Here is a 20,875-nt window from a genome sequence, read left to right on the forward strand (position 1 = left end):
CTCTACACCTTCTGGGTCAGTCCGGCGTCGACCACGAGTTGTGTGCCGGTGATGTATCGCGATTCGTCCGAGGCCAGGAACAGCAGCGCATTGCTGACGTCCCGCGAGTCCAGCCACGGGACGGGCAGCATGTGGTTCGCCGCGAGGACGGGGACGACGTCGTCCCGGGTCGGATTCTCGAGGTCCGGCCGCAGCCGTGCCATCGTCTCCGGGTTCAGGGTCATACGGGTACCGACGGCGCCGGGGTGCAGCACGTTCACCCGGATGAACTGCGGTCCGAGTTCGTTGGCGAGGGTCCGGGCCAACCCGACCACGGCGGTCTTGGACGCCGAATAGTGGGCGGCCCCGGCCACCGCCTTGATACCGGCGGTCGAACTGACGATCACGACGGAACCGCCGCCGTCCCGCATCGCCGGGACCGCGGCCTTCGCCGTGTTCCACACACCGGTGAGGTTGACGTCGAGCGATCGGTGCCAGACCGCGTCGTCGATCGTCCACGCCGGGCCGGGGTTGTCACAGACACCCGCGTTCGCGACGACGACGTCGAGGGGTCCCAGTTCCGCGACTCCGGCGTCGACGGCTGCCCGCAACGCCGACGGGTCACGCACATCGGCATGGGCGACGACCGCCCGCCGTCCGAGTTCGCCGACCAGCCTTCCGGTTTCGGCGAGATCCGCTTCGGCCGACGGCAGATCGACGACGACGACATCGGCGCCCTCCTCCGCGAGCCGGACCGCGTGACTGCGTCCCATGCCGTTCCCGGCACCGGTGATGAAGGCGACCTTGCCTGCCATCCGTGACATCGGTTGTCCTCTCTAGTCCAGGCGGCCGGGAGTCGGGTAGCTGCGCAGGGAGAGCCCCACCCGCCCGTCCTCCACCGCGTCGTCGATCGATCCGCGCAGCGCGCCGCAGGTGGGGACGAACATCGAGTGCTCTCCCTCCTGCGCACGCCGTGCGAACTCCGGGCAGGTCTGCTCGGCGTCGCCCAGCCACTGCACGCTCGTGTGCGCCTCGCTGTATTTCTCCACGAGCACCGCGTTACCGCAGCGCCGGCATTCGACCGGAAGCACTCAGCTCACCGCCCCGGTGACACCGCGGGGCCCCGCCCCGGCTGCGTGCCGGGCGCCGACCCAGCCGAACACCATCGCGGGACCGATCGTCGCGCCCGCACCGGCGTAGTCGTTGCCCATAACGGACGCCGACGTGTTGCCGGTGGCGTAGAGCCCGGGGATCGGTTCGCCGCTGCTGCGGCACACCTGGCTGTGCTCGTTGCACACGAGCCCGCCCTTGGTGCCGAGGTCGCCTGCTTCCATCCGCACCGCGTAATACGGGGCCTTCTCCACCTCGTCCATGGTCGGGTTGGGCAGTCGCGGGTCGCCGTAGTACCGGTCGTAGGCGCTGTCGCCGCGACCGAAGTCGGCGTCGACCCCCGCACGCGCGAAACCGTTGAACCGGGCGATCTCCGCGGTCAGCGACTCCGCGGGAACGCCCATCTTCTGCGCGAGTTCGCCGAGGGTTGCGGCGCGTTGCATCAGCCCCGTCTCGAACCACTCGGCGGGGAACTTCTGCCCGGGCATCACACCACCGAACTGGTAGCGGCTCTTGGCCTTCGAATCGAAAACGAACCACACCGGGTCGTGACCACCGGCGATCTGGTCGTGGACGAACGACACGTACGGGGACGCCTCGTTGGTGAACCTCTTGCCGTTCTGGTCGACGATCAGCGACGGCGGAATCGACCGCTCCGACACCAGGACGTGCATGATGCCGTCCGGCCGCCGGAACGACGGCATCCACCACGCGTCGTCCATCAGATCGACGGCCGCGCCGACCTGCTCGCCGGCGACGATTCCGTCTCCGGTGTTGTCGGGTGAGCCGGCGCTGTAGTTGTCCTTGCCGCCTTCCCGGAGGAACCGCTTGCGCATCTCCTCGCTCTGCTCGAACCCGCCGGTGGCCATCATGACGCCGCGGCGGGCGCGCACGCGCAGTTCCCGCCCCCCGGACTCGACCACCGCGCCCGTGACGGCTCCGGATTCGTCGGTGACCAGACCCTTCAGCGGGGAATTCAGCCACAGCGGAACCTCGGCCTCCTGGAGCGTGAGCCGCAGACGCCCGACGAGGGCCTGCCCCAGAGTCTCCATCCGCCTGCGCCGCAGCAACGCCACGACCGAACGCCAGCCGACACCCAGCGCGGTCCTGCGTCCGGCCCAGGTGCGGAAGACCATGTTGAGGTGACGGAACTCGGTGGACGTCATGTACAGCCCACCCGGCATCGCGAGGGAGTTCGGCCGCTGCAGGTCGCCGTCGGCGCCGAGCTGGTTCATGTCGAACGGCAGCGGTTCGACCGTCCGCCCTTTCGGCCGTCCGCCCACGTTCTCGGGGTGGTAGTCGGAATAGTCCTCGCACCAGGAGAACCGGAGATGCGGGCAGTTCTGTTCGAAGAACCGCATCATGGCCGGCCCCTGCTCGATGTACGCGTCGAGGCGCTCGGCCGGCACGCTGTTGCCGACGATCGACTCCAGGTACTTCCGGACGTCGTCGGGGTCGTCGGCGCGGCCTTCACGGACGAGGATCGGCGAGTTGGGAATCCACAGGGCGCCACCCGACAGTGCCGTCGAACCGCCGTACACCCCGGACTTTTCGACGACGAGGGTGTCGAGCCCTCGCTCGGCCCCGGCGAGGGCGGCGGTCATGCCACCGGCACCGCTGCCGATCACCAGGAGATCTACCTCCCGGTCCCAGTTCTGCTCGTCTACGCTCATCGTGCACACCTTCCGAAGTGGTCTCGATCACACCCTGCCGGTGTCAATTGCTTTTTCCCACAGCCCTTCCCGCGGAGCGGGAGACAGCGGCAGCGGGAGAAAGCGCGGCTAGGTGGCCGCGGTGAAGATGCCGAGCCCGCCGCGGTACACCAGGAGCGGCGGCGCATCCCTGAGCACGTCCAGACCGGTGACGCGCGCGACGACGATGGTGTGGTCGCCGGCGTCGTGCTCGAATTCGACGGTGGCCTGCACCTGGGCCAGCACACCGTCCAGCGCAGGGGCACCGTTGCGGGCGTGCGACCACCCGACGTCGGCGAACTTGTCGGCGCCGCTGGTCGCGAACGTCCCGCACACGTCGCGCTGGTCGTGGGCGAGGACGTTGACGCAGATGTGTTCGCTCGCCCGCAGCCGCGGCCAGCTGGTCGACGTCCGTGCGGGGCTGAAGGACACGTACGGCGGGTCCAGCGACAGCGACACGAAGGACTGACATGTGAAGCCGTGTGGGCTCTCGCCGTCGTGCGCGGTGATCACCGTGACTCCGGTGCAGAAGTGGCCGAGCACCGACTTGAGCTCGGCGGGGTCGATGCGTCGTGCCGTCGGCGGCACGGGTTCTTCGGTTCGGGTCATCGTGTCTCCTCGGATCGACGGGTTGCGTTCAGCCTGGCCGCGGCGCCTGCAGGCGGGGAATGCCCCGTCCCGCCCAGCGGCAGGGTTTCGCGTGTCCGGCAGTCGGCGCACGGTTGATAGGCTCGGGAAATGCCATCGTCCGACCCCACACAGAGCTCCGGGTTCGCCGGCCTCCGATCGACGAGCTGGCCGGTACTCGGCATCCTGTCGTTCGGCGAGGAACTGTCCGGCTACGACCTGAAGAAGTGGGCGTCGTACAGTGTGCGTTTCTTCTACTGGAGCCCGTCCTTCAGCCAGGTGTATTCGGAGCTGAAGAAGCTCGAGGACCTGGGATACGTGACGTCCCGGACCGTCGTGGACGACGAGGCACGGGTGAAACCCAAGCGCCTGTACAAGATCACGGACGCGGGCATGGCCGTCATGCGCAGCTGGGCGCGGGAGGCGCCGATCGATCCGCCCGTCCTCAAGCACGGCGTGATGCTGCGCATGTGGCTCGGTCACCTCACCGAGCCGGAGCAGCTCAAAGATGCCCTGAAGGAGCACATCTCGTACGTGGAGGGGATGAGCAGGCAGGCCGCGCTCGACGCCCGCGATTCCGACGTCGAACCGACGTGGGCGTTCGCGCACATGGTCAACAAGTGGTCCGAGCGGTACTACGCCGCCGAGAGCGAGCTCGCGAAGCAGATGCTCGCCGACATCGACGAGGCCGTCGAGCGGATGCACGGTGAAGGGACGCCGGAACATCCCGGTGTGCCGAAACCGACCGCATCGCATTCGATCCGGCGTTCCCGTGAGGCGCAGAAGGAGTACCAGGCCGCGATGAAGGCGGCACGGGACGCGGACGACGAGACGGAGCGCGAAGACTAGTCGGACGGAGTCCGCACCGGTTCGGCCACCAGATTCCGGAGCCGAGGCCACAGTTCCCGCCGCGCGGTCTGCGCCGCGGCCATCGCGTCGATCGTCAAGAATCCGTGGAACATTCCCTCGACCCGCCGGCACTGCACGGGAACACCGGCGTCGGCGAGCGCCCCGGCGTACTTCTCCCCCTCGTACCGGAGGGGATCACGTTCGGCGGTGATCACGATCGCGGGCGGAAGCCCGCCGAGGTCCTCGGCCCGGACCGGGGCGGCGTAGGCGGGTACGGTCTCGCGGTGGGTCGGCAGGTACTGATCCCAATACCATTGCATCGCAGAGCGGGTGAGGAAATGACCCTCCGCGAACAGCTCGTAGGACTCGGTGTCGAAGACCGGTTCGATGACGGGGTAGATCAGCAGCTGCCCGGTGACGGCGGGGGCCTCCCGGTCCCGGGCCATCAGCGCCGCGACCCCCGCGAGATTGCCCCCACTGCTGTCGCCGGCGACGAGAAGACGATCCGGATCGCCGCCGAACTCGCGGGCGTGCCGCGCGACCCAGCACGTCGCGGCGTAGGCGTCGTCCGCTGCGGCGGGCCACTGCGATTCCGGGGCGAGTCGATAGTCGACGGAGACGACGACGGCGCCGATCCCGTTGCACATCGCGCGACAGAAGCCGTCGTGGCTGTCGAGGTCGCAGATCACGAACCCGCCGCCGTGAAAGAAGACGACGACGGGCAGGGATTCCGCGGGATGCCCTGCCGGCGAATAGATCCGCACGGCAATCGGTCCGGCCCCGCCGGGGATCTCCCGGTCGCGCACACTACCGACCGGCTCGGGGTCGGCGACGGCCTTGCGTCCCGCCCTCGTCGCCGCCCGCGCCTGGGCGCCCGTCATGGTCTCCACCCGGGGGAAGTTCTCGTTCAGTCCCCGGAGGATGGTCTCGGCCTGTTCGTCGAGCGGCATTCGTGCTCCTTCGTCCCGCCTCAGGCGGAGTATCGGTCGGCGCGGCCGACGGCCGGCGTCGCGGTCGCCATGTAGTTGCGCCAGGTGCCCTTGGCGGACATGCGGATCGGCGCGGTCAGGCGGTGATCGAGCTTGATCTGGCTGCTCGGACCGCACACGGAGATGGCCGCGACCACGTTGTCGTCGGTACCCACCGGCACGGCGACGCAGCTGACGCCGACGAGATCCTCTTCCCGGTCGTACGCCGCTCCGCGTTCGCGGGTCTTCTGCAACTCGGCACGGAACGCCGCGGGCGAGTCGATGCTGAATCGTGTGCTGCGGGGCAGACCCGCTTCGACGACGCGGTCGACCACGGACTCGGGCGAATGGGCCAGCAGCACCTTGCCGACACTCGTACAGTGCGCGGGCTGGCGGCCGCCGACGCGGGACGGCAACCCGACGCCGAACCGTCCGGCGATCTTCTCCAGGTAGACGACGTCGATCCCCTCGAGCACCGCGAGGTGCACGGCGTGCCCGGTGAGCCGGTGGAGTTCGTGCAGGAACGGCAGGGCGGCCCGGTGCAGACGGTCCTGGTGCACGGCCAGCGACCCGAGTTCGAACAGCCGCATGCCGAGTTCGTAGTCCCGGCCTTCCCGGCGGAGCCACCGCAGCTGGACGAGACGTTCGAGCATCCGGTGCGCGGAGGAGCGCGGAAGCCCCGTGCGGCGCACGATCTGCGCGAGCGTGAGCCTGCCCGGGCCGTCGAAGGCGTCGAGGAGAAGGGCGGCGCGATCGAGGCCGGCGGTGGGGGTGGGGCTGAGTGTCGTCGTCATGGGGACCTCCGTAGCGGCGCTGCTCGGTGCGGCGACGCGGTGTGTGACTGGCGACACTTACTATAAATAGGCATATACCTATTTGCAATAGTGCTGGCCGAACGGCCCCGAACAGCCCACAGGCCCGGTGCACGCATCGAGTGGATACGCACACCGGGCCCGGACACCCCTTACATCGCCGCCAGCGGCTCGCTTCCGGACCAGTCGTGGCCCCAGTAGCTGTCGGCGGTGATCTCCTCCGCGGAGTAGTACTTCTCGTCCACCTTCATGCCCTCGGTGCCGAACTCGATGTCCCAGCCGCCGGGGGCACGCACGTAGAACGACACCATCTTGTCGTTCGTGTGGCGGCCGAGGGTCGAGGAGACGGAGAACCCGTCCTTGACGACGCGGTCGAGCGCCTGCCCGACGGCGTCGAGCGTGTCGACCTCCACCATGATGTGCACCAGTCCCGGCGCCCCGCCGTGCGGTGCGGGGCACAGCGCCAGGCTGTGGTGCCGCTCGTTGACGCCCAGGAAGCGCACCCGCATCGGACCGAACTCCGGCGGTGCCGGGATGCGGAAGGCGCCGCGGGGCAGGAAGCCGAGCACCTCGGTGTAGAAGTCGAACGCCCCGCTGAAATCCATCACCGGCAGCACCACGTGGCCGAGACCCTGCGCCCCCGTCACGAACTTCGCGCCGAACGGGGTCACCACCGGGCTGTGGTCGAGGACGGCGCCGTGGAAGATCTCGATCGTCGCACCGGTCGGATCCTGGAACGTGACGACCTCTTCGACGCGGCGGGCGTCGGCCTCTTCCACCGACAGCGGTTTGACGGCGATTCCGGCGCCCTCGACCGCCTCCTGGACACGGACCAGGCCCGCATGATCGCGGACCTCCCACCCGATGGTGACGACCTCGTCCGTCTCGCCCGGCACGATCACGATGCGGGCCGCGCGCTCGTCCATGCGGAGGTACAGGGCGTCCTCGTCCGGGCCCGATCCCTCGGCGAATCCGAGCACGTCGAACGCGAACGTGCGCCACCGCTCCAGGTCGTTGGTCTGGATCTTGACGTAGCCAAGCCCCTTGATGTCTGTCATGTGTTGTCCTTCTGCTGTTTTCGAGGTCCGACGGCGGTCAGATCATCGACTTGAGGTTGTCGGCCGGGTCGAGGCCGAGCGAGCTGAGCGCGGAGGCGTGGTAGACGGTGCTCGGCACATGGATGGCGTGCGCCAGCCCGGCGTGCGCGTCCCGCCAGTACCGCTGCAGCGGCTTGTCCATGCGCAGCGCGTTGCCGCCGGAGCGGGCGAAGATCTGGTCCACGGCGGTGACCGCACGCCACGCGGCACGCACCTGCGTCCGGCGCCCGGCCGCGCGGTCCTCGAACGTGACCTCTCTGCCCGACTCGACGAGGTCCCAGATCCTGTCGACGTTGGCGAGCAGTTCCTGGCGAGCGGCATTGATGTCGGCCGCGGCCTCGCCGACCGCGAACAGCACGTAGGGGTCGTCCTTGATCGCAGTGCCCTGCGCGCCGACGCGGTCGCGCTGGTAGTCGAGGTGAGCGGCCAAGGCGCCCTCCGCGATTCCCACCACGGCGGAGGAGATTCCGAGCGGGAACATCGTCGACCACGGCATGTTGTACAGCGTCTCGGTGCGCCCGAACTTCTGCACCGCGGTGCCGTTCATGACCTCGTCGGCGTCCATCACCCGGTAGTCGGGTACGAAGGCGTTCCGGACGATGATGTCCTTGGACCCGGTGCCCTTGAGCCCGACGACGTTCCACGAATCCTCGACGATCTCGTAGTCGCTGCGCGGCAGGATCATGTGCAGCATCTTCGGCGGCAGGGCCATCGCGCCGTCCTTGTCGCCGAGCATCGCGCCGAGGAAGATCCAGTCGCAGTGATCGGTTCCCGAGGAGAACTGCCAGCGTCCGCTGAAGAGATAGCCGCCGTCGACCGGGGTCGCGATCCCGGTCGGCGCGTAGGGCGAGGCCATCCAGGTGTCGTTGTCGGCCGCCCACACCTCGTCCTGCACCTTCGGGTCGGCGAACGCCAGCTGCCAGGGGTGCACGCCGACGATGCCGCACACCCAGCCCGTCGCCGGGTCGAGGGACGCGGCGGCCATCACCGTCTCCGCGAACTCGCGGGGGTGAGACTCGTAGCCGCCGTACTTGCCGGGCTGGAGCAGCTTGATCGGTCCGGCCTCGCGGAGCTTCTTCGCCGTGTCGTCGGGCAGCCGGCCGATCCGCTCGGCCTCGGGGGCCTGATCGCGGAGCTGATCCGCGATCGCCATGATGTTGTCGAGAACCTCGTGGGTCATCTGTCGTGTCCTTCTTCTCGGTGCCGGCTCAGGCGATGGTGTCGAGCGGCACGACGCCGTTGGCGAGGTTGTCGGCGACCTCCGCCTCCCAGCTCTGCACCGCCCTGGTGGTGTCGATCTCGAATTCGAAGCGCTTGGTCATGTCGTCGGTGATGTCCTCGACATCCACGTAGAACTGCTGGTACCAGCGACGCAGCTGGTACACCGGACCGTCCTCCTCCGACAGCAGCGGGTTGTCGATGCGCGACTTGTTCAGCCAGATGTCGACGTCCTGCTTGAATCCGAGTTCCACGCCCTCGGCGAACTGGGCAGCCATGCCGTTCGCGACCTCGTCGGTCAGCCCCTCGGGCTTCTTGACCATGGCGCCCCACTGCAGGACGAACGAATCGGCGCTGACCGGGTAGTGGCAGTTGATCAGCACCGTCTCGATCATCATGCCGTTCGCTTCGCTCCACAGCTTGTCGATCATGTAGGACGGGCCGAAGTACGACGCGTCCGAGCGCAGCGTGGAGTTGGGGTCGTCGTAGCTGGTGCCCACCGAGATGTCGTGGCGGGGCGTCGACTGCATGTACTGAGTGGCCACGTGCCCTTCGAAGACGTTCTTGAAGTAGCGCGGGAACGAGAAGTGGACGTAGTAGAAGTGCGCCATGTCGACCACGTTGTCGACGATCTCGCGGCAGTGCGAGCCCTCGACGAGCAGCGAATTCCAGGTCCAGTCGGTCCATTCCGGGGAGCCGAATCCCTCGATCCCGGGAATCGTCACGTCGGCGGGCGGCGGGTTGCCCTGCGGGTCGTTCCACACGTAGAGCTGCCCGTTGCGCTCGATGGTCGTCCAGGCCCGGGTCCGCGCCAGCGGCGGGACGCGTCGCGCGTACGGGATTCCCGTGCACTTGCCGTTGCCGCCCCAGCGCCAGTCGTGGAACGGGCACGCGATGGAGTCGCCCTTCACGGTGCCGTGCGCCAGGTTGCCGCCCATGTGGCGGCAGTAGGCGTCGAGCACACTGAGGGTCCCGTCGGACGTCTCGAACACCACCAGCGACGTCCCGAACGCATCGATCTGATGCGGGGCGCCGTCCCGGAAGGTCTTCGCCAGCCCCAGGCAATGCCACCCGCGCGCGAAACGCGTTGGTGCCGATCCCACTTCGATCATCCGGACTTCGTCGCCGTCAACGGCACTGTTGCGCGCCATGTCTACCTCCGCCTCGCTGTACGTCAAGAACACCCTCGGGGTGTGGTGTAGCTCATAGTCGGCGCACGCGGTCCGCTGCGGTACCCGACTCTCCCACTCAGCGAGAGGCTTTCGCATCCACCCGCCGCGGCGGTACGTCGGCGTCCCGATCACAGGGACCACACCCCCCGTTTACCGGCCTCGGCGACTACCGTGCGGATCACACACCCGTGAATTGGGAGGAACGATGGCCGCACTCATCTCTTCGCAGTCGCACACAGCGGAGATTCGCCGGCTCTGCGCCGACGCCGTCCCGAGCGGGGTGGTCGTCGCACCCGAACCGGGAACGGCCGTCGAGCAGGACTTCCTCCTGCTACGACCGCACCGGACGTCGGACGACGTCCTCTCCGCGCACGTCCGGAGGGTCGGCGACCACGACCTGCTCGTCCGCTTCCGCAACCGCGACGAACAGCTGGTCTTCGAGTTCTGGACGAACAGCTTCACCGGGACCGTCACGCCCGACGATCAGGCGGTGGACCTGATGGAGCGCTACTGCGCCGAGCAGTTCCCCGGTGCCCTCCGCAGGTTCCGCACCCGCATCCGGCGGGCCGTGCCGTCCGGTGCGGACTTCTCCTCGTCGCTGCAACAGACGTACGTCCAGGACGGCGCACGAATGGCGGACGTCACCGTCGCGTGCACGCGGGGCGGTGAGGTGCTCGCTCAGGCGTGGGCCACGTACGCGCTGCCCGACTGAGCTCGACTCCGTTCTCCCACGAAATGGTCAGCCGCGCAGGCAATTGCCTGCGCGGCTGACCAATGTCGGGGAAACTATCCCACCGGGTCGGCCAGCCTCGTCCGGGACCGGCTGAACTCGAAACCGCGGAACCCCTCCTCCGCGACGTCCGCGCAGATCCGCCCGTACGCGCCGAAGCCCCCGAGGTACGGCATGAACACGCGGGGCTTGCCCGGAATGTTGGCGCCCATGTACCAGGAGTTCGCCAACGGGAACAGGGTCTGCGCGGCGAGCTCACGGCAGTGCTCCACCCACTGCTCGGTGGCGGGGACGGACGCCTCGATCGCGTCGTGGTCCTTCTCCCACAGGTGCTCGATGCAGTCCGCGATCCAGTCGACGTGCTGTTCGGCGCCGAGCACCATGTTCGCCAGCACCGACGGACTTCCCGGCCCCGTCACGACGAACAGGTTCGGGAACCCCGGAACACCCAGACCGAGATAGGTTTTCGGCCCCTCACTCCAGTACTCGGAAAGCGACACACCGCCGCGCCCGACGATCCGCATGCGGTCGAGGGCGCCGGTCATGGCATCGAATCCGGTGGCGAACACCAGTGTGTCGAGGGCGTAGTCGGCGTCTGCGGTGGTGATCCCCGACGGGGTGATCGCTTCGATCGGCGCCGCCTTCAGATCCACCAGGGTGACGTTCGGCCGGTTGTACGTTTCGAAATAGTGGGTGTCGGTGACGATCCGCTTGGTCCCGATGGGGTGATCGTTCGGGATCAGCTTGTCCGCGACGGCGGGGTCGTCGACGAGCAGGCGGATCTTCTCCTCGGCGAACTGGCGTGCCGTCGCGTTCGCGGCCTCGGTCTTCGTCTGGTCCGGAAAGGTTTTCGCGAACAGCACCCCGCCGAGCTTCCACCGCGTCTCGTAGGCCTCGCGACGTTCCTCGTCGGAGACCTCCAGCGCCGACTTCGGATGTGCGTTGTACGGCGAGCCGCCACCGCTTTCCCGGGACAGCCGTCGGCGCTCGTCGTATCCCGCCTTGATCGCGCGCCGCATCTCGTCGTCCCACGTCTGGTTGCCCGCCGGGACGCTGTAGTTGGCGCTGCGCTGGAATACGTACAGGTGCTCGGCCTGCTCGGCGATGAGGGGAATCGACTGAATTCCCGAGGAACCGGTGCCGATGATCCCGACCCGTCTGCCGGTGAAGTCGACACCCTCGTGCGGCCACTGTCCGGTGTGATGTGTGTCCCCGGTGAACGATTCACGGCCGGCGATGTTCGGCATGTTCGCGGTGGACAGCGCGCCGGTCGCGAAGATGCAGTACCGGGCGGACAGCACGTCGCCGCGGTCGGTGCGCACCTCCCACCGGAGCGACTCCTCGTCCAGTTCCGCGGAGGTGACCCGGGTGCCGAACAGGAAACGGTCGCGCAGGTCGAACCGGTCCGCGACGTGATTGATGTACGCCAGGATCTCGGGCTGGGTGGCGTACTTCTCGCTCCAGTCCCACTCCTGCTCGAGTTCCCGCGAGAACGAGTACGAATAGTCGACGCTTTCCACGTCGCACCGGGCGCCGGGATAGCGGTTCCAGAACCACGTTCCGCCGACGCCTCCCGCCGCCTCCACGCCCTGGACGGTCAGACCCAGGCTCCGCAACTTGTGGACGGCGTACAGTCCCGCGAATCCCGCGCCGACGACAACCGCGTCCACGTCGCCGATCCGATTCGCACGAGCATCAACTTCGGTGCGTGCACTCACGGGCGCGCTCCTCTCCCATTCGACAGACACATTCGGCAGCAAAGGCCTGTCTGGGACGGTAGGTTGCGGCACCGGGCAGCCACAGGTTCGTTCCCGGTGAGCGGTCGGGCAGCGCCTAACTGGACACGACGGGAGCGAGAGCGGGGTCGATCACGTCGGCCAGGGCGTCCCACTTCACGGTGACAGTGACGAGTCCGATGGCGTGCGGTCCCACCTGGTAATCGTTGAAATGGATCTCCATGCCTGCCGGGGTGGCCAGCCAGTTGGCGAAGTTCGCCTCGGTCGGCTCGATGCCGCTGCGCTCGAAGTCCGGTCCCGCGACCGTCGCGGGGAGCAGGCGCGCGGATTCGTCCGACAGCGCCTGCAGTCCCGCCGGCAGGTCGGGGAAGAGATCGGCGAGCGTGATCGGCGCGGCCGTATCGGCATTCACCACCACCGTCGCGACGATCGGTGTCGGATGCGCACCGGGTGGGTCGGCGTTCCACGACGTCACCAGCAGCCCGCTGATCACGTGCTCGCCGATGTGCGCGACGCTGTGCTCCTGGCTGCTCAGCGTGAAGGCGTCGGTGCCCCAGCCGTCGATCTGGTCCTGGAGTGCGGCGCGCATCGATTCGTTGAACTCGGCGGTGACCGCCGGATTTCCACCCTCGATCTGCGGGATGAGGACGTCGTAGCCGACGCGGCCGGTGGAACCCGTGACCTGGAGCTCGGTCTCCGTGTAGGGCAGGCCCGCGGGCGTGGTCGCCTCGGTGCCGGGCGTGTCCGCGGCGGTGACGGTCGTCGTTGTCGGCGGCTCGCTCACTGCGGTGCCCGTCTGGTCGGAGCAGGCGGCCATGGGGAGGAAGACCGCAACGAGCGCCGCTGCCCGACCAGATCTCCGGATGCCGCTCATGAGCTATCTCTACCACGTCGATTCCGCGGGGTCACCTACCGATCGGGTCGACGATGGTGTGCAGCGTGTCGACGAAACCCTGTGCGGTGGACGCGTCGTAGAGGTCGGCGGAATACACCAGTTCGGCATCGATTCCGGCGGGCCTCCCGTCGACGTCGTGACGTTCGGTGAAGTGGAAGTGCAGATCGCACTTGGCGATGTCGAGCGGACGGGGTGTGACCTCGAAGTCGAGCCCGGACACGTTCAGGGCCGCGGGAGCGAAGTTGTTCAGCGACAGCGCAACCTGGAACAGCGGGTGCAGGGACGGCGACCTCGGCGGGTCGAGCACCTGGACGAGTCGCTCGAACTGCACGTCGGCATTTGCCAGCGCCCGAAGCTCCACGCCGCGTGACCGATCGACGATGTCGCACAGCGTCATTGTCGGGTCCACCCGGGTGCGCAGAACCAGCGTGTTCACGAACATCCCCACCACGTCGTCGAGCGCCGGGTCTCCCCGGCCCGCGATCGGAGTACCGATCGCGATGTCGGGGTCGCCGCTGACGCGGGCGAGCAGGACCGCCACCGCCGACCTGAGCGCCGTGAACAGGCTGGCGTGGTGCTCGTGCGCGGTGGCCAGCAGGCCTCGGTGCGCATGCTCGTCGAGGGAGAACGGAAGTCGTCCCGCTCGGTAGGTCCACCGGCGCGGCCTGGGGCGATCGGTGGGCAGCGCGAGCTCCCCCCGAAGTCCCGACAGTTCCTTCGTCCAGTGGGCGATCTGCTGGGACGCGATGCTGTCCGGGTCGTTCTCGTCACCGAGCAGGGCCCGGCGCCACACCGTGTAGTCGGCGTAGTGCACGGTCGGCGGCTCCCATGCGGGCTCACTGCCGTTCGCCCGGGCACGGTAGGAGTCGGCGAGATCTCGTGCCAACGGCGCGAGCGACCAGCCGTCGGCGGCGATGTGGTGGACGACGCAGGCCAGAAGGTGGTCGCCGTCGCCGAGCCGGAACAGCCGGGCGCGCAGAGGAGGCTCGCGCCGCACGTCGAATCCCGCGGACAGCAGCTCCGACGTCTGCGCTTTCACGTCCGCGGCGCCGGTCTCCACCGGAGTCAGGTCGGGCAACGCATCGGCCACGTCGAGCACACGCTGGTACGGCCCCGACGGCGAGTCGGGAAACACCGTCCGCAGCGAGCGGTGTCGGCCCAGCACATCCGCCATCGCCGAGCGCAGCACCTCGACGTCGAATGCACCGCGTACTCGTACCGTGAACGGGATGTTGTGGAGCGCGGGTTCCACGACGGTGCGGTCGATGAAGTACTGCGACGGCGACAGCGGCACCCGGTCCGGCAGTGGTGCGGCACCCAACTTGGGTCCGAGGGACCGCCCCGCGTTCTGCGGCTGTGCGGCCGCCTCCGCGACCGTCCGCGCGAGTGCCGCGACCGTCGGTGCATCGAAGAGTTCGCGCACGCCCAGCGTGGTGCCCAGCTCGGCGTTGATCGTCGCGACCACCCGGATGGCCGACAGCGAATCGCCGCTGAGATCGAAGAAGGAATCGTCGGCGCCGACCGAATCCACGCCGAGTACCGCGGCGAACACCCGTGCGACGCGGCGCTCGGCCGGGGTCTCCGGGTCACGATGAGGCACCGAATCCGAGCCGAACTCCGGCAGCGGGAGCGCCGCCCGGTCGAGCTTCCCCGTCGGCGTCAACGGGATCGAGTTCACGAGCATGATCGATTTCGGAACCATGTAGTCGGGCAGGAATCGTGCCAGGTGCGCCTTCAACGCCTCGCGATCGATGAACGCGTCCCCGTCGGCCATGATGTAGGACACCAGGGTCGGATCTCCGGCCGAATTCCGTTGCACCACCGTCGCGGCGAACGCGACGCCCGGATGCGTGTTCAGCGCGGCATTGATCTCGCCCAGCTCGACACGGAAACCTCGGATCTTGATCTGGTCGTCCGCCCTGTCCAGAAACTCGAGCGTTCCTGCCGCCGTCCAGCGCACCACGTCGCCGGTGCGGAACATCCGGGAGCCGCTGCGACCGAACGGGTCGGCGACGAACCGGGACGCGGTCAGCCCGGGGCGCCGATGGTAACCCCGGGCGAGTGCCGGGGTGGCGAGGTAGAGCTCTCCGACAGCACCCGGCGGAAGCGGACGCAGACGGTGATCCAGAACCACCGCGTCCACGCCGCGCATGAGCGAGCCGATCGTCATCCGCTCGTCCGGTGACAGAGGATCCGTGAGAGTGACGCTGCACGTCGTCTCCGTCGGACCGTACGCGTTCCGCATGGTCCGGCCACCGGCCCACCGCCGCGCCAGCTCCTGCGGACACGCTTCCCCTCCGACCAGCACCAACTCCAGTTCGTCCATGACGCAGGAGTCGACGGCGGCCAGGGCGGACGGCGTCGTCAGGAGGTGGGTGACGTGTTCGTCGCGCAACAGTCGTGACAGTTCCTCACCGCCGAACACCCCGGGCGGGGTCACGACGAGCGTCGCGCCGCCGACACAGGCCGCGAGCACTTCGACGAGCGCGGTGTCGAAGCTCGGCGAGGCGAAATGCAGGACACGAGAACGCGCGGTCACCGCGTACTTGTCCCGAATCTCCTGGGCGAGGTTGGCCAGGCCGCGATGGGTGACGACGACGCCCTTCGGCGCTCCCGTCGACCCGGACGTGTAGATCAGATACGCGGGATGGTCCACGAGCAGCGGACGGGTCCGTTCCGCACCGGGGAGGGTTTCCTCACAGAGGTTTTCGAGTTCGTCGATATCCGTGGTCAGCCATGCGACGGTGCCGGGCAGTCGGGCGCGCTCCGAGCGGACGGTCAGCCCGACTGTCGCACCGCAATCGTCCAGGGCGTACGCGATGCGAGCGCTCGGGTGCGAGGGATCGATCGGAACGTATGCGGCGCCGGCCTTCGCGACGGCCCACAACGCCAGCACCGACTCGAGAGACCGCGGGATGGAGACCGCGACGATGCTCTCGGGTCCGATGCCCCGGCCGGTCAGGAGCCGGGCGAGCCGGCCGGCGATCCGGTCCAGGTCACCGTAGGACAGTTCGCGTCCGCGGTCGCGGATCGCGATCGCCTCCGGGTGGTCGGCGACGGTCCCCGCGAGGAGACGGTCGAGTGTGATCGGGTCGGCATCCGGAAGTCCCTGCGCGGGAGCGAATTCTCCGCGCTCGCCGGCGAGGAAGACGTCGAGGTCGGCGACCGGTCGTTCCGACTCGATCGACGCGGTGAACCTGTCGAGGTAGGCGAGGAAACGCGCGTGATGTCCGGTCAGTTCGGCGTGGTCGTACAGTGCCGGATTTCCCTCGAAGTCGATGCGGGCGGCGCTGCCCTCTGCCCCCGGATAGATGTTGACGGCGAGGTCCGCGACGGGACCGGTGGTGAGTACCCGGACCGTCCCGTTCACGGCGCCGAGCGTGATCTCCTTCGTGAACATCATGACGTTGACCACCGGACCGAAATGCAGGAGTTCGACACCGCCCGTGGCGAGGTCCCGGCCGATGTCCTCGCGGCGGTAGCGTTGATGCCGCAGTGCCGCTGTCAACGCCGCCTCGGCGGTTCCGACCGCCTGACGGACGGTGACAGAGCCGATTCCCTTCAGCCGCAGCGGAATCACATTGGAGACCGAACCGCCCGAATACCTGAGGCGGGCCGTCGTTCTCGCCGACACCGGAAGCGACAGGACCACGTCGTCGACGCCGGTCATCCTGGCGAGGTAGGAGGCGAAGGCGGCGACCGTCACCGCCGTCGAATTCCGTGAGCTCTTGCTCGGGCTCGGGTGCCCGGTCGCCGTCCGGGCGTCGATGTCCGGTCGCGCCGTGCGACCGCTGAGGCTGAGGACCGAAGTCAGGTCGCCGCCGGATTCGCGCCAGTAGTCGCGGTCCCGGGCGAACCGGGTCGAGGCACGGTAGGTCGCGTCCTCCCGCACGAGACGTTCGGGCCCCACGATCCGGCTGTCCGGCGGCTCCCTGCCCTCGATGGCGGCGACATACAGTTCGGCCGTGCGGCTCATCAGCATCATCGCGGCGTACCCGTCCGACACGATGTGGTGAGCGCGGGAGTACCAGTAGTAGTGATCGTCGCCCAGCTGCAGAATGCGCGAGACGAGGAGCGGTCCGTCGTACATGTCGGTGCGAGCGCTCCGGTCGTTCCGCATCCAGCGGTGGGCAGCGTCCACGGGATCGCCCTCGCCGCGAAGGTCGGTGGTGGGCACTCGGTCGTCGACGGTTGGGTCCACGACCTGATGCGGCTGCCCGTCGATGTCCACCAGGCGCACCGCTCCCCAGCCGAATTCGCGATTCGCGCGCCGGGTGGCTTCAGACAGAACGGCAAGGTCGGCCGGACCGCGCAGATCGACGTAGTGGGCGATGACGTACGGGATCTCCGGCGTGAGCTGTTGCGCGAACCAGATGGATCGCTGCGCCGCGGTCAGCGGGAAGGCTCCCACGGCCACTCGCGCCGGGCGCCCGAGCGGGCGTTCCACGATGGCGACGTCGGGCCGGACGGGCGCGGGCCTTTCCGGGCAAGCGCACGCCGTGCCGCCGGATTGCTGCTGCGAATCGAAATCGAAATTCATCTTTCCCCCTCAGGCTGCGCTCTGCACTCCACCACCCCACTGCGCAGAGTCGTCGCGGATGTCGAATCGGCGACTGCTATGGCACCAACCATCAGCCTCCTCGCCCCGCACCGCCTTCACCAGGCACCCCAGGGTGCGTACCCGCCTACCCTCCGAATTCGGGGAGGTGCCCGCGTCGCCACCCGAGTAGCGTCGAACGGGTGACTATTCGCCTTGGATACCAGATGCCGAATTTCAGTTACTCCACTCCCGTCGCGGACCTGTTCCCGACCGTCATCGCGCAGGCCCGCGAGGCCGAATCCGCGGGCTTCGACACCGCATTCGTGATGGACCACTTCTATCAACTGCCGGGCATCGGTGCGCCCGACGAACCGATGCTCGAGGCGTACACCGCCCTCGGCGCCCTCGCCACGGCCACCGACAACATCCAGCTGTCCGCGCTGGTCACCGGCAACACCTACCGCAACCCGCCCATGCTCGCCAAGGCGGTGACCACCCTGGACGTCGCCAGCGGCGGTCGGGCCGTCCTCGGAATCGGCGCCGGCTGGTTCGAACTCGAGCACACGCAGTACGGCTACGAGTTCGGCACGTTCACCGACCGATTCGAACGGCTCGACGAGGCACTGCAGATCATCGCGCCGATGCTGCACGGCGAACGTCCGACGTTCGACGGCAAGTGGTATCACGTCGAGAACGCGATCAACGAGCCGCGGATCCGCGACGACCTGCCGATCATGCTGGGAGGTGGCGGAGAGAAGAAGACGTTCGGTCTCGCCGCCCGGTTCGCGGACCACCTGAACATCATCTGCAACGCCCGCGAACTGCCGCGCAAGCTCGAGGCTCTCGATACCCGGTGCTCGGAGATCGGTCGCGACCGGTCCACGCTGGAGACCAGTTACCTGGCCTTCGTCATCATCGACGAGGACGGCGACCGCGCCCGGCAGCTTCAGCACGACTTCCTGCTCACGCAGGGCGTCGACCTGTCGACGGCGTCGGACGAGGAACGCGCCGCCGCCACCGACCGGCAGTTCTGCGGTGCCCCCGACGAGGTGGCCGAACAGCTGAAGACCCGTGTCCTCGACGCGGGAATCGACGGCATCGTCCTCAACCTCGTCGCCAACGGGCACGAACCCGGCATCGTCGAACTCACCGGGCGCACGTTGCGTCCCCTGGTCGACGCCTGACCGTTCCGGCAGCCAGGAATACGCGCACTACCTCTGCGGTTGGACCCAGAGGTAGTGCGCGAGGCTAGCCTCTCGCGCCTGTTCTTGGTGACGAAAGGTGACGAATCCCGTGAGCGCTGTTCTGTCGATTCTCGATCTGGCCTACATCCGCGAGGGCGACACGGCGCGGGACAGTTTCGATGCGAGCGTGAAGCTCGCACAACTCGCGGAGACCCGCGGGTACCGCCGCATCTGGTACGCGGAGCACCACAACATGCCGTCGATCGGCTCATCCGCGACGAGCGTCCTCATCGCGCACGTCGCCGCGCACACCGAGAGCATCCGGCTCGGCGCCGGCGGCATCATGCTGCCGAACCACGCGCCGCTGACGATCGCCGAGCAGTTCGGCACCCTCGAGACACTGCACCCCGGTCGCATCGACCTCGGACTCGGACGCGCCCCCGGCAGCGACCAGAAGACGATGTATGCGCTGCGCCGCGACCCGGCGTCCGCGGACCGCTTCCCGCAGGACGTGCTGGAACTCCAGGCATACCTCCGCGGTGTGTCACGGGTTCCCGGCGTCGACGCGATCCCCGGCAAGGGCACCAACGTTCCCCTCTACATCCTCGGGTCCTCGACGTTCGGCGCACAGCTCGCCGCGAAGCTCGGACTCCCCTACGCCAACGCGTCCCACTTCTCCCCCGACTCGCTCGTCGACGCCGTCACGCTGTACCGGGAGCGGTTCGAGCCGTCCGAGGATCTGTCCGAGCCGTACGTGATCGCCGGCGTCAACGCCATCGCCGCGGACACCACCGAGGACGCGCACCGGCAGTTCGAAGCGTCCCTGCGGCGGCGGGTGGTGCAGATGGTCGGTCGGGGGCAGAAATTCACCCCCGAGGAGGTCGACCTCATCATGACGTCCCCGGCGGGTCAGCAGGTCGCGCAGATGGTGCGCTACTCCGCCGTCGGAACGCCGACCGAGGTCAAGACGTACCTCGACGAGTTCGCCGAACACGCGCAGGCCGACGAGCTGATCGTCGCCTCCCATGCCGAGAACACCGAGTCCTGGCTGAAGACATACGACCTGCTCGCCGACGTGTGGCGCTCCGCGCCCGTGCGCCTTTCTGGTAGCTAGCACAACCAGAAAGGCGCACGGGCGGCGAAGCCGCCTACTGCTCGTGGACGATCACGCCACGCAGGTTCTTTCCGTCCCGCAGATCCTGGTAGCCCTCGTTCACCTGCTCGAGCGTGTACTTGGTGGTGATCAGCTCGTCGAGCTTGAGCTGACCCGCGTCGTACAGGCGCAGCAGGCGGACGATGTCGTACTGCGGGTTGGCCGAGCCGAACAGCGAACCCTTGATCGTCTTCTGGTTCAGGGTCAGGTCGGTTCCCGAGATGTGCACCGTGAGCTTCGCGGGGTCGGCGAGGCCGGTGATGACGACGGTGCCGCCCTTGCCGATGACGGCGGTCGCGTTCTGCACCACCTCTTCGTCGACGGTGCCCACCAGGATGAGGGCCTGATCGGCGCCCTGCCCCCAGGTCAGTTCGTTGACCTTCTCCGCCGCGGTCGCGGCGTCCGCGAACGCGTGGGTGGCGCCGAACTTCAGGGCGGCCTCCCGCTTCATGGCCACCGGATCCACCACCACGACGTACTTGGCGCCGGCGCTGACCGCGCCCTGCACGGCGTTGATGCCGAGTCCGCCGATGCCGTAGATGACGACGGTGTCACCGGCGCGAACTCCGCCGGCGTACACCGCGGTGCCCCAACCGGACGGCACACCGCAGCCGACGAGGACGGCGGTCTCCAGCGGAAGCCAGTCGTCCACCTTCACCACCGAGTGCTGCGAGATGGTGGCGCGCTCCGCGAACGTGCCGAGCATGCACATGGCACCGAAATCCTGCTTGCCCGAGTGGAACCGGAACGAACCGTCGGGCATCGAACCCTCGAGGATGGTGGCGCCCATGTCACACAGGTTCTGGCGGCCGGTGGCACAGTACCGACACGTGCCGCAGTTCGGGATGAAGCTGCAGACCACGTGGTCGCCGGGCTTCACCTTGGTGACGCCGGGGCCGACTTCCTCGATGATGCCGGAACCCTCGTGCCCGCCGACGATGGGGAAACGCGGTGGCAGATCGCCGTCGGTGAGGTGCAGGTCCGAGTGGCACAGGCCTGCCGCCACATACTTGATGAGCACTTCGCCGGGGCCCGGACCGTCGAGCTCGAGTTCCACGATTTCGAACGGCTTGTGCGTTTCGAACAGAACCGCTGCTTTGGTCTTCATGTCTTC

Annotated in this window: 17 protein-coding genes; 4 read left to right on the forward strand and 13 right to left on the reverse strand. The window is 68.2% G+C overall.

From position 1 onward, the window contains the following. Positions 1-2: 2 nt before the first annotated feature. The 4 genes from ACLIVD_RS31335 to ACLIVD_RS31350 form a co-directional block, all read right to left on the reverse strand. Positions 3-803, reverse strand: a complete 801-nt coding sequence (locus ACLIVD_RS31335; protein ID WP_283354398.1) for a mycofactocin-coupled SDR family oxidoreductase — start codon at positions 801-803, stop codon at positions 3-5. Between the two features lie 12 nt (positions 804-815). Then, entirely contained in the window at positions 816-1,070 is a 255-nt protein-coding gene (locus tag ACLIVD_RS31340; protein ID WP_005258959.1) for a hypothetical protein, read from the reverse strand. Continuing rightward, the gene (locus ACLIVD_RS31345) at positions 1,071-2,762 is read right to left on the reverse strand and encodes an FAD-binding protein (RefSeq protein WP_491931201.1); all 1,692 of its coding nucleotides are present in this window, start codon (positions 2,760-2,762) and stop codon (positions 1,071-1,073) included. Positions 2,763-2,870: 108 nt separating this feature from the next. Next, positions 2,871-3,389, reverse strand: a complete 519-nt coding sequence (locus ACLIVD_RS31350; RefSeq protein ID WP_280780547.1) for a flavin reductase family protein — start codon at positions 3,387-3,389, stop codon at positions 2,871-2,873. A 129-nt stretch (positions 3,390-3,518) separates the two neighbouring features. Between ACLIVD_RS31350 and ACLIVD_RS31355 the strand changes: the two genes are divergently transcribed. Next, a complete protein-coding gene (locus ACLIVD_RS31355) occupies positions 3,519-4,256 on the forward strand; it encodes a PadR family transcriptional regulator (protein ID WP_271209576.1) in 738 nt (245 codons plus the stop codon). Here the strand turns inward: ACLIVD_RS31355 and lipP1 are convergent. The 5 genes from lipP1 to ACLIVD_RS31380 all read right to left on the reverse strand — a co-directional run bounded on the left by lipP1 (position 4,253) and on the right by ACLIVD_RS31380 (position 9,502). Next, a complete protein-coding gene (gene lipP1 / locus ACLIVD_RS31360) occupies positions 4,253-5,206 on the reverse strand; it encodes a LipP1 family hormone-sensitive lipase (protein ID WP_491931203.1) in 954 nt (317 codons plus the stop codon). The two genes, ACLIVD_RS31355 and lipP1, sit on opposite strands and share 4 nt — an antisense overlap. Positions 5,207-5,226: 20 nt before the next feature. Further along, positions 5,227-6,018 carry an IclR family transcriptional regulator gene (locus tag ACLIVD_RS31365; RefSeq protein WP_491931204.1) on the reverse strand — a complete coding sequence of 264 codons (792 nt, stop codon included), beginning with the start codon at positions 6,016-6,018 and terminating at the stop codon, positions 5,227-5,229. A 170-nt stretch (positions 6,019-6,188) separates the two neighbouring features. Beyond that, positions 6,189-7,094 (reverse strand): biphenyl-2,3-diol 1,2-dioxygenase, encoded by a 906-nt coding sequence (gene bphC, locus ACLIVD_RS31370; RefSeq protein WP_016882565.1) that lies wholly within the window; start codon positions 7,092-7,094, stop codon positions 6,189-6,191. Positions 7,095-7,131: 37 nt separating this feature from the next. Then, the gene (locus ACLIVD_RS31375) at positions 7,132-8,313 is read right to left on the reverse strand and encodes an acyl-CoA dehydrogenase family protein (protein ID WP_112300073.1); all 1,182 of its coding nucleotides are present in this window, start codon (positions 8,311-8,313) and stop codon (positions 7,132-7,134) included. Positions 8,314-8,341: 28 nt separating this feature from the next. Beyond that, entirely contained in the window at positions 8,342-9,502 is a 1,161-nt protein-coding gene (locus ACLIVD_RS31380) for a 3-ketosteroid-9-alpha-monooxygenase, oxygenase component (protein WP_491931205.1), read from the reverse strand. A gap of 226 nt (positions 9,503-9,728) precedes the next feature. Here ACLIVD_RS31380 and ACLIVD_RS31385 point away from each other — a divergent pair, with 226 nt between their 5' ends. Further along, positions 9,729-10,235: a hypothetical protein gene (locus ACLIVD_RS31385; RefSeq protein WP_491931206.1), complete on the forward strand. Its 507-nt coding sequence runs from the start codon at positions 9,729-9,731 to the stop codon at positions 10,233-10,235. Positions 10,236-10,309: 74 nt separating this feature from the next. Here the strand turns inward: ACLIVD_RS31385 and ACLIVD_RS31390 are convergent, their stop codons facing one another. From ACLIVD_RS31390 to ACLIVD_RS31400, 3 genes are all read right to left on the reverse strand, one after another. After that, complete coding sequence (locus ACLIVD_RS31390) at positions 10,310-11,932, reverse strand: flavin-containing monooxygenase (RefSeq protein ID WP_317568351.1); 1,623 nt, start codon at positions 11,930-11,932, stop codon at positions 10,310-10,312. 154 nt (positions 11,933-12,086) lie between these two features. Further along, positions 12,087-12,863: an RsiV family protein gene (locus tag ACLIVD_RS31395; protein ID WP_317568196.1), complete on the reverse strand. Its 777-nt coding sequence runs from the start codon at positions 12,861-12,863 to the stop codon at positions 12,087-12,089. Positions 12,864-12,894: 31 nt separating this feature from the next. Further along, positions 12,895-17,424, reverse strand: coding sequence for a non-ribosomal peptide synthetase (locus ACLIVD_RS31400; RefSeq protein ID WP_317568195.1), 4,530 nt, complete (start codon positions 17,422-17,424; stop codon positions 12,895-12,897). Positions 17,425-17,624: 200 nt separating this feature from the next. Between ACLIVD_RS31400 and ACLIVD_RS31405 the strand changes: the two genes are divergently transcribed. Next, positions 17,625-18,608: an LLM class F420-dependent oxidoreductase gene (locus tag ACLIVD_RS31405; RefSeq protein WP_280780554.1), complete on the forward strand. Its 984-nt coding sequence runs from the start codon at positions 17,625-17,627 to the stop codon at positions 18,606-18,608. 109 nt (positions 18,609-18,717) lie between these two features. Beyond that, a complete protein-coding gene (locus ACLIVD_RS31410) occupies positions 18,718-19,722 on the forward strand; it encodes an LLM class flavin-dependent oxidoreductase (RefSeq protein WP_283333736.1) in 1,005 nt (334 codons plus the stop codon). A gap of 34 nt (positions 19,723-19,756) precedes the next feature. On the opposite strand, the gene ACLIVD_RS31415 is transcribed toward ACLIVD_RS31410, so the two are convergent. Then, a complete protein-coding gene (locus ACLIVD_RS31415; RefSeq protein ID WP_061041241.1) occupies positions 19,757-20,869 on the reverse strand; it encodes an NDMA-dependent alcohol dehydrogenase in 1,113 nt (370 codons plus the stop codon). Positions 20,870-20,875 lie beyond the last annotated feature (6 nt).

The sequence above is a fragment of the Rhodococcus sp. G6(2025) genome (assembly GCF_058628105.1).

Bases quoted from the DNA above. Each gene is read 5' to 3' on its own strand.
- ACLIVD_RS31335 (WP_283354398.1), bottom strand. From the start codon at position 803: ATGTCACGGATGGCAGGCAAGGTCGCCTTCATCACCGGTGCCGGGAAC.
- ACLIVD_RS31345 (WP_491931201.1), bottom strand. From the start codon at position 2,762: ATGAGCGTAGACGAGCAGAACTGGGACCGGGAGGTAGATCTCCTGGTG.
- ACLIVD_RS31350 (WP_280780547.1), bottom strand. From the start codon at position 3,389: ATGACCCGAACCGAAGAACCCGTGCCGCCGACGGCACGACGCATCGAC.
- ACLIVD_RS31355 (WP_271209576.1), top strand. From the start codon at position 3,519: ATGCCATCGTCCGACCCCACACAGAGCTCCGGGTTCGCCGGCCTCCGA.
- lipP1 (WP_491931203.1), bottom strand. From the start codon at position 5,206: ATGCCGCTCGACGAACAGGCCGAGACCATCCTCCGGGGACTGAACGAG.
- ACLIVD_RS31365 (WP_491931204.1), bottom strand. From the start codon at position 6,018: ATGACGACGACACTCAGCCCCACCCCCACCGCCGGCCTCGATCGCGCC.
- bphC (WP_016882565.1), bottom strand. From the start codon at position 7,094: ATGACAGACATCAAGGGGCTTGGCTACGTCAAGATCCAGACCAACGAC.
- ACLIVD_RS31375 (WP_112300073.1), bottom strand. From the start codon at position 8,313: ATGACCCACGAGGTTCTCGACAACATCATGGCGATCGCGGATCAGCTC.
- ACLIVD_RS31380 (WP_491931205.1), bottom strand. From the start codon at position 9,502: ATGGCGCGCAACAGTGCCGTTGACGGCGACGAAGTCCGGATGATCGAA.
- ACLIVD_RS31385 (WP_491931206.1), top strand. From the start codon at position 9,729: ATGGCCGCACTCATCTCTTCGCAGTCGCACACAGCGGAGATTCGCCGG.
- ACLIVD_RS31395 (WP_317568196.1), bottom strand. From the start codon at position 12,863: ATGAGCGGCATCCGGAGATCTGGTCGGGCAGCGGCGCTCGTTGCGGTC.
- ACLIVD_RS31400 (WP_317568195.1), bottom strand. From the start codon at position 17,424: ATGAATTTCGATTTCGATTCGCAGCAGCAATCCGGCGGCACGGCGTGC.
- ACLIVD_RS31415 (WP_061041241.1), bottom strand. From the start codon at position 20,869: ATGAAGACCAAAGCAGCGGTTCTGTTCGAAACGCACAAGCCGTTCGAA.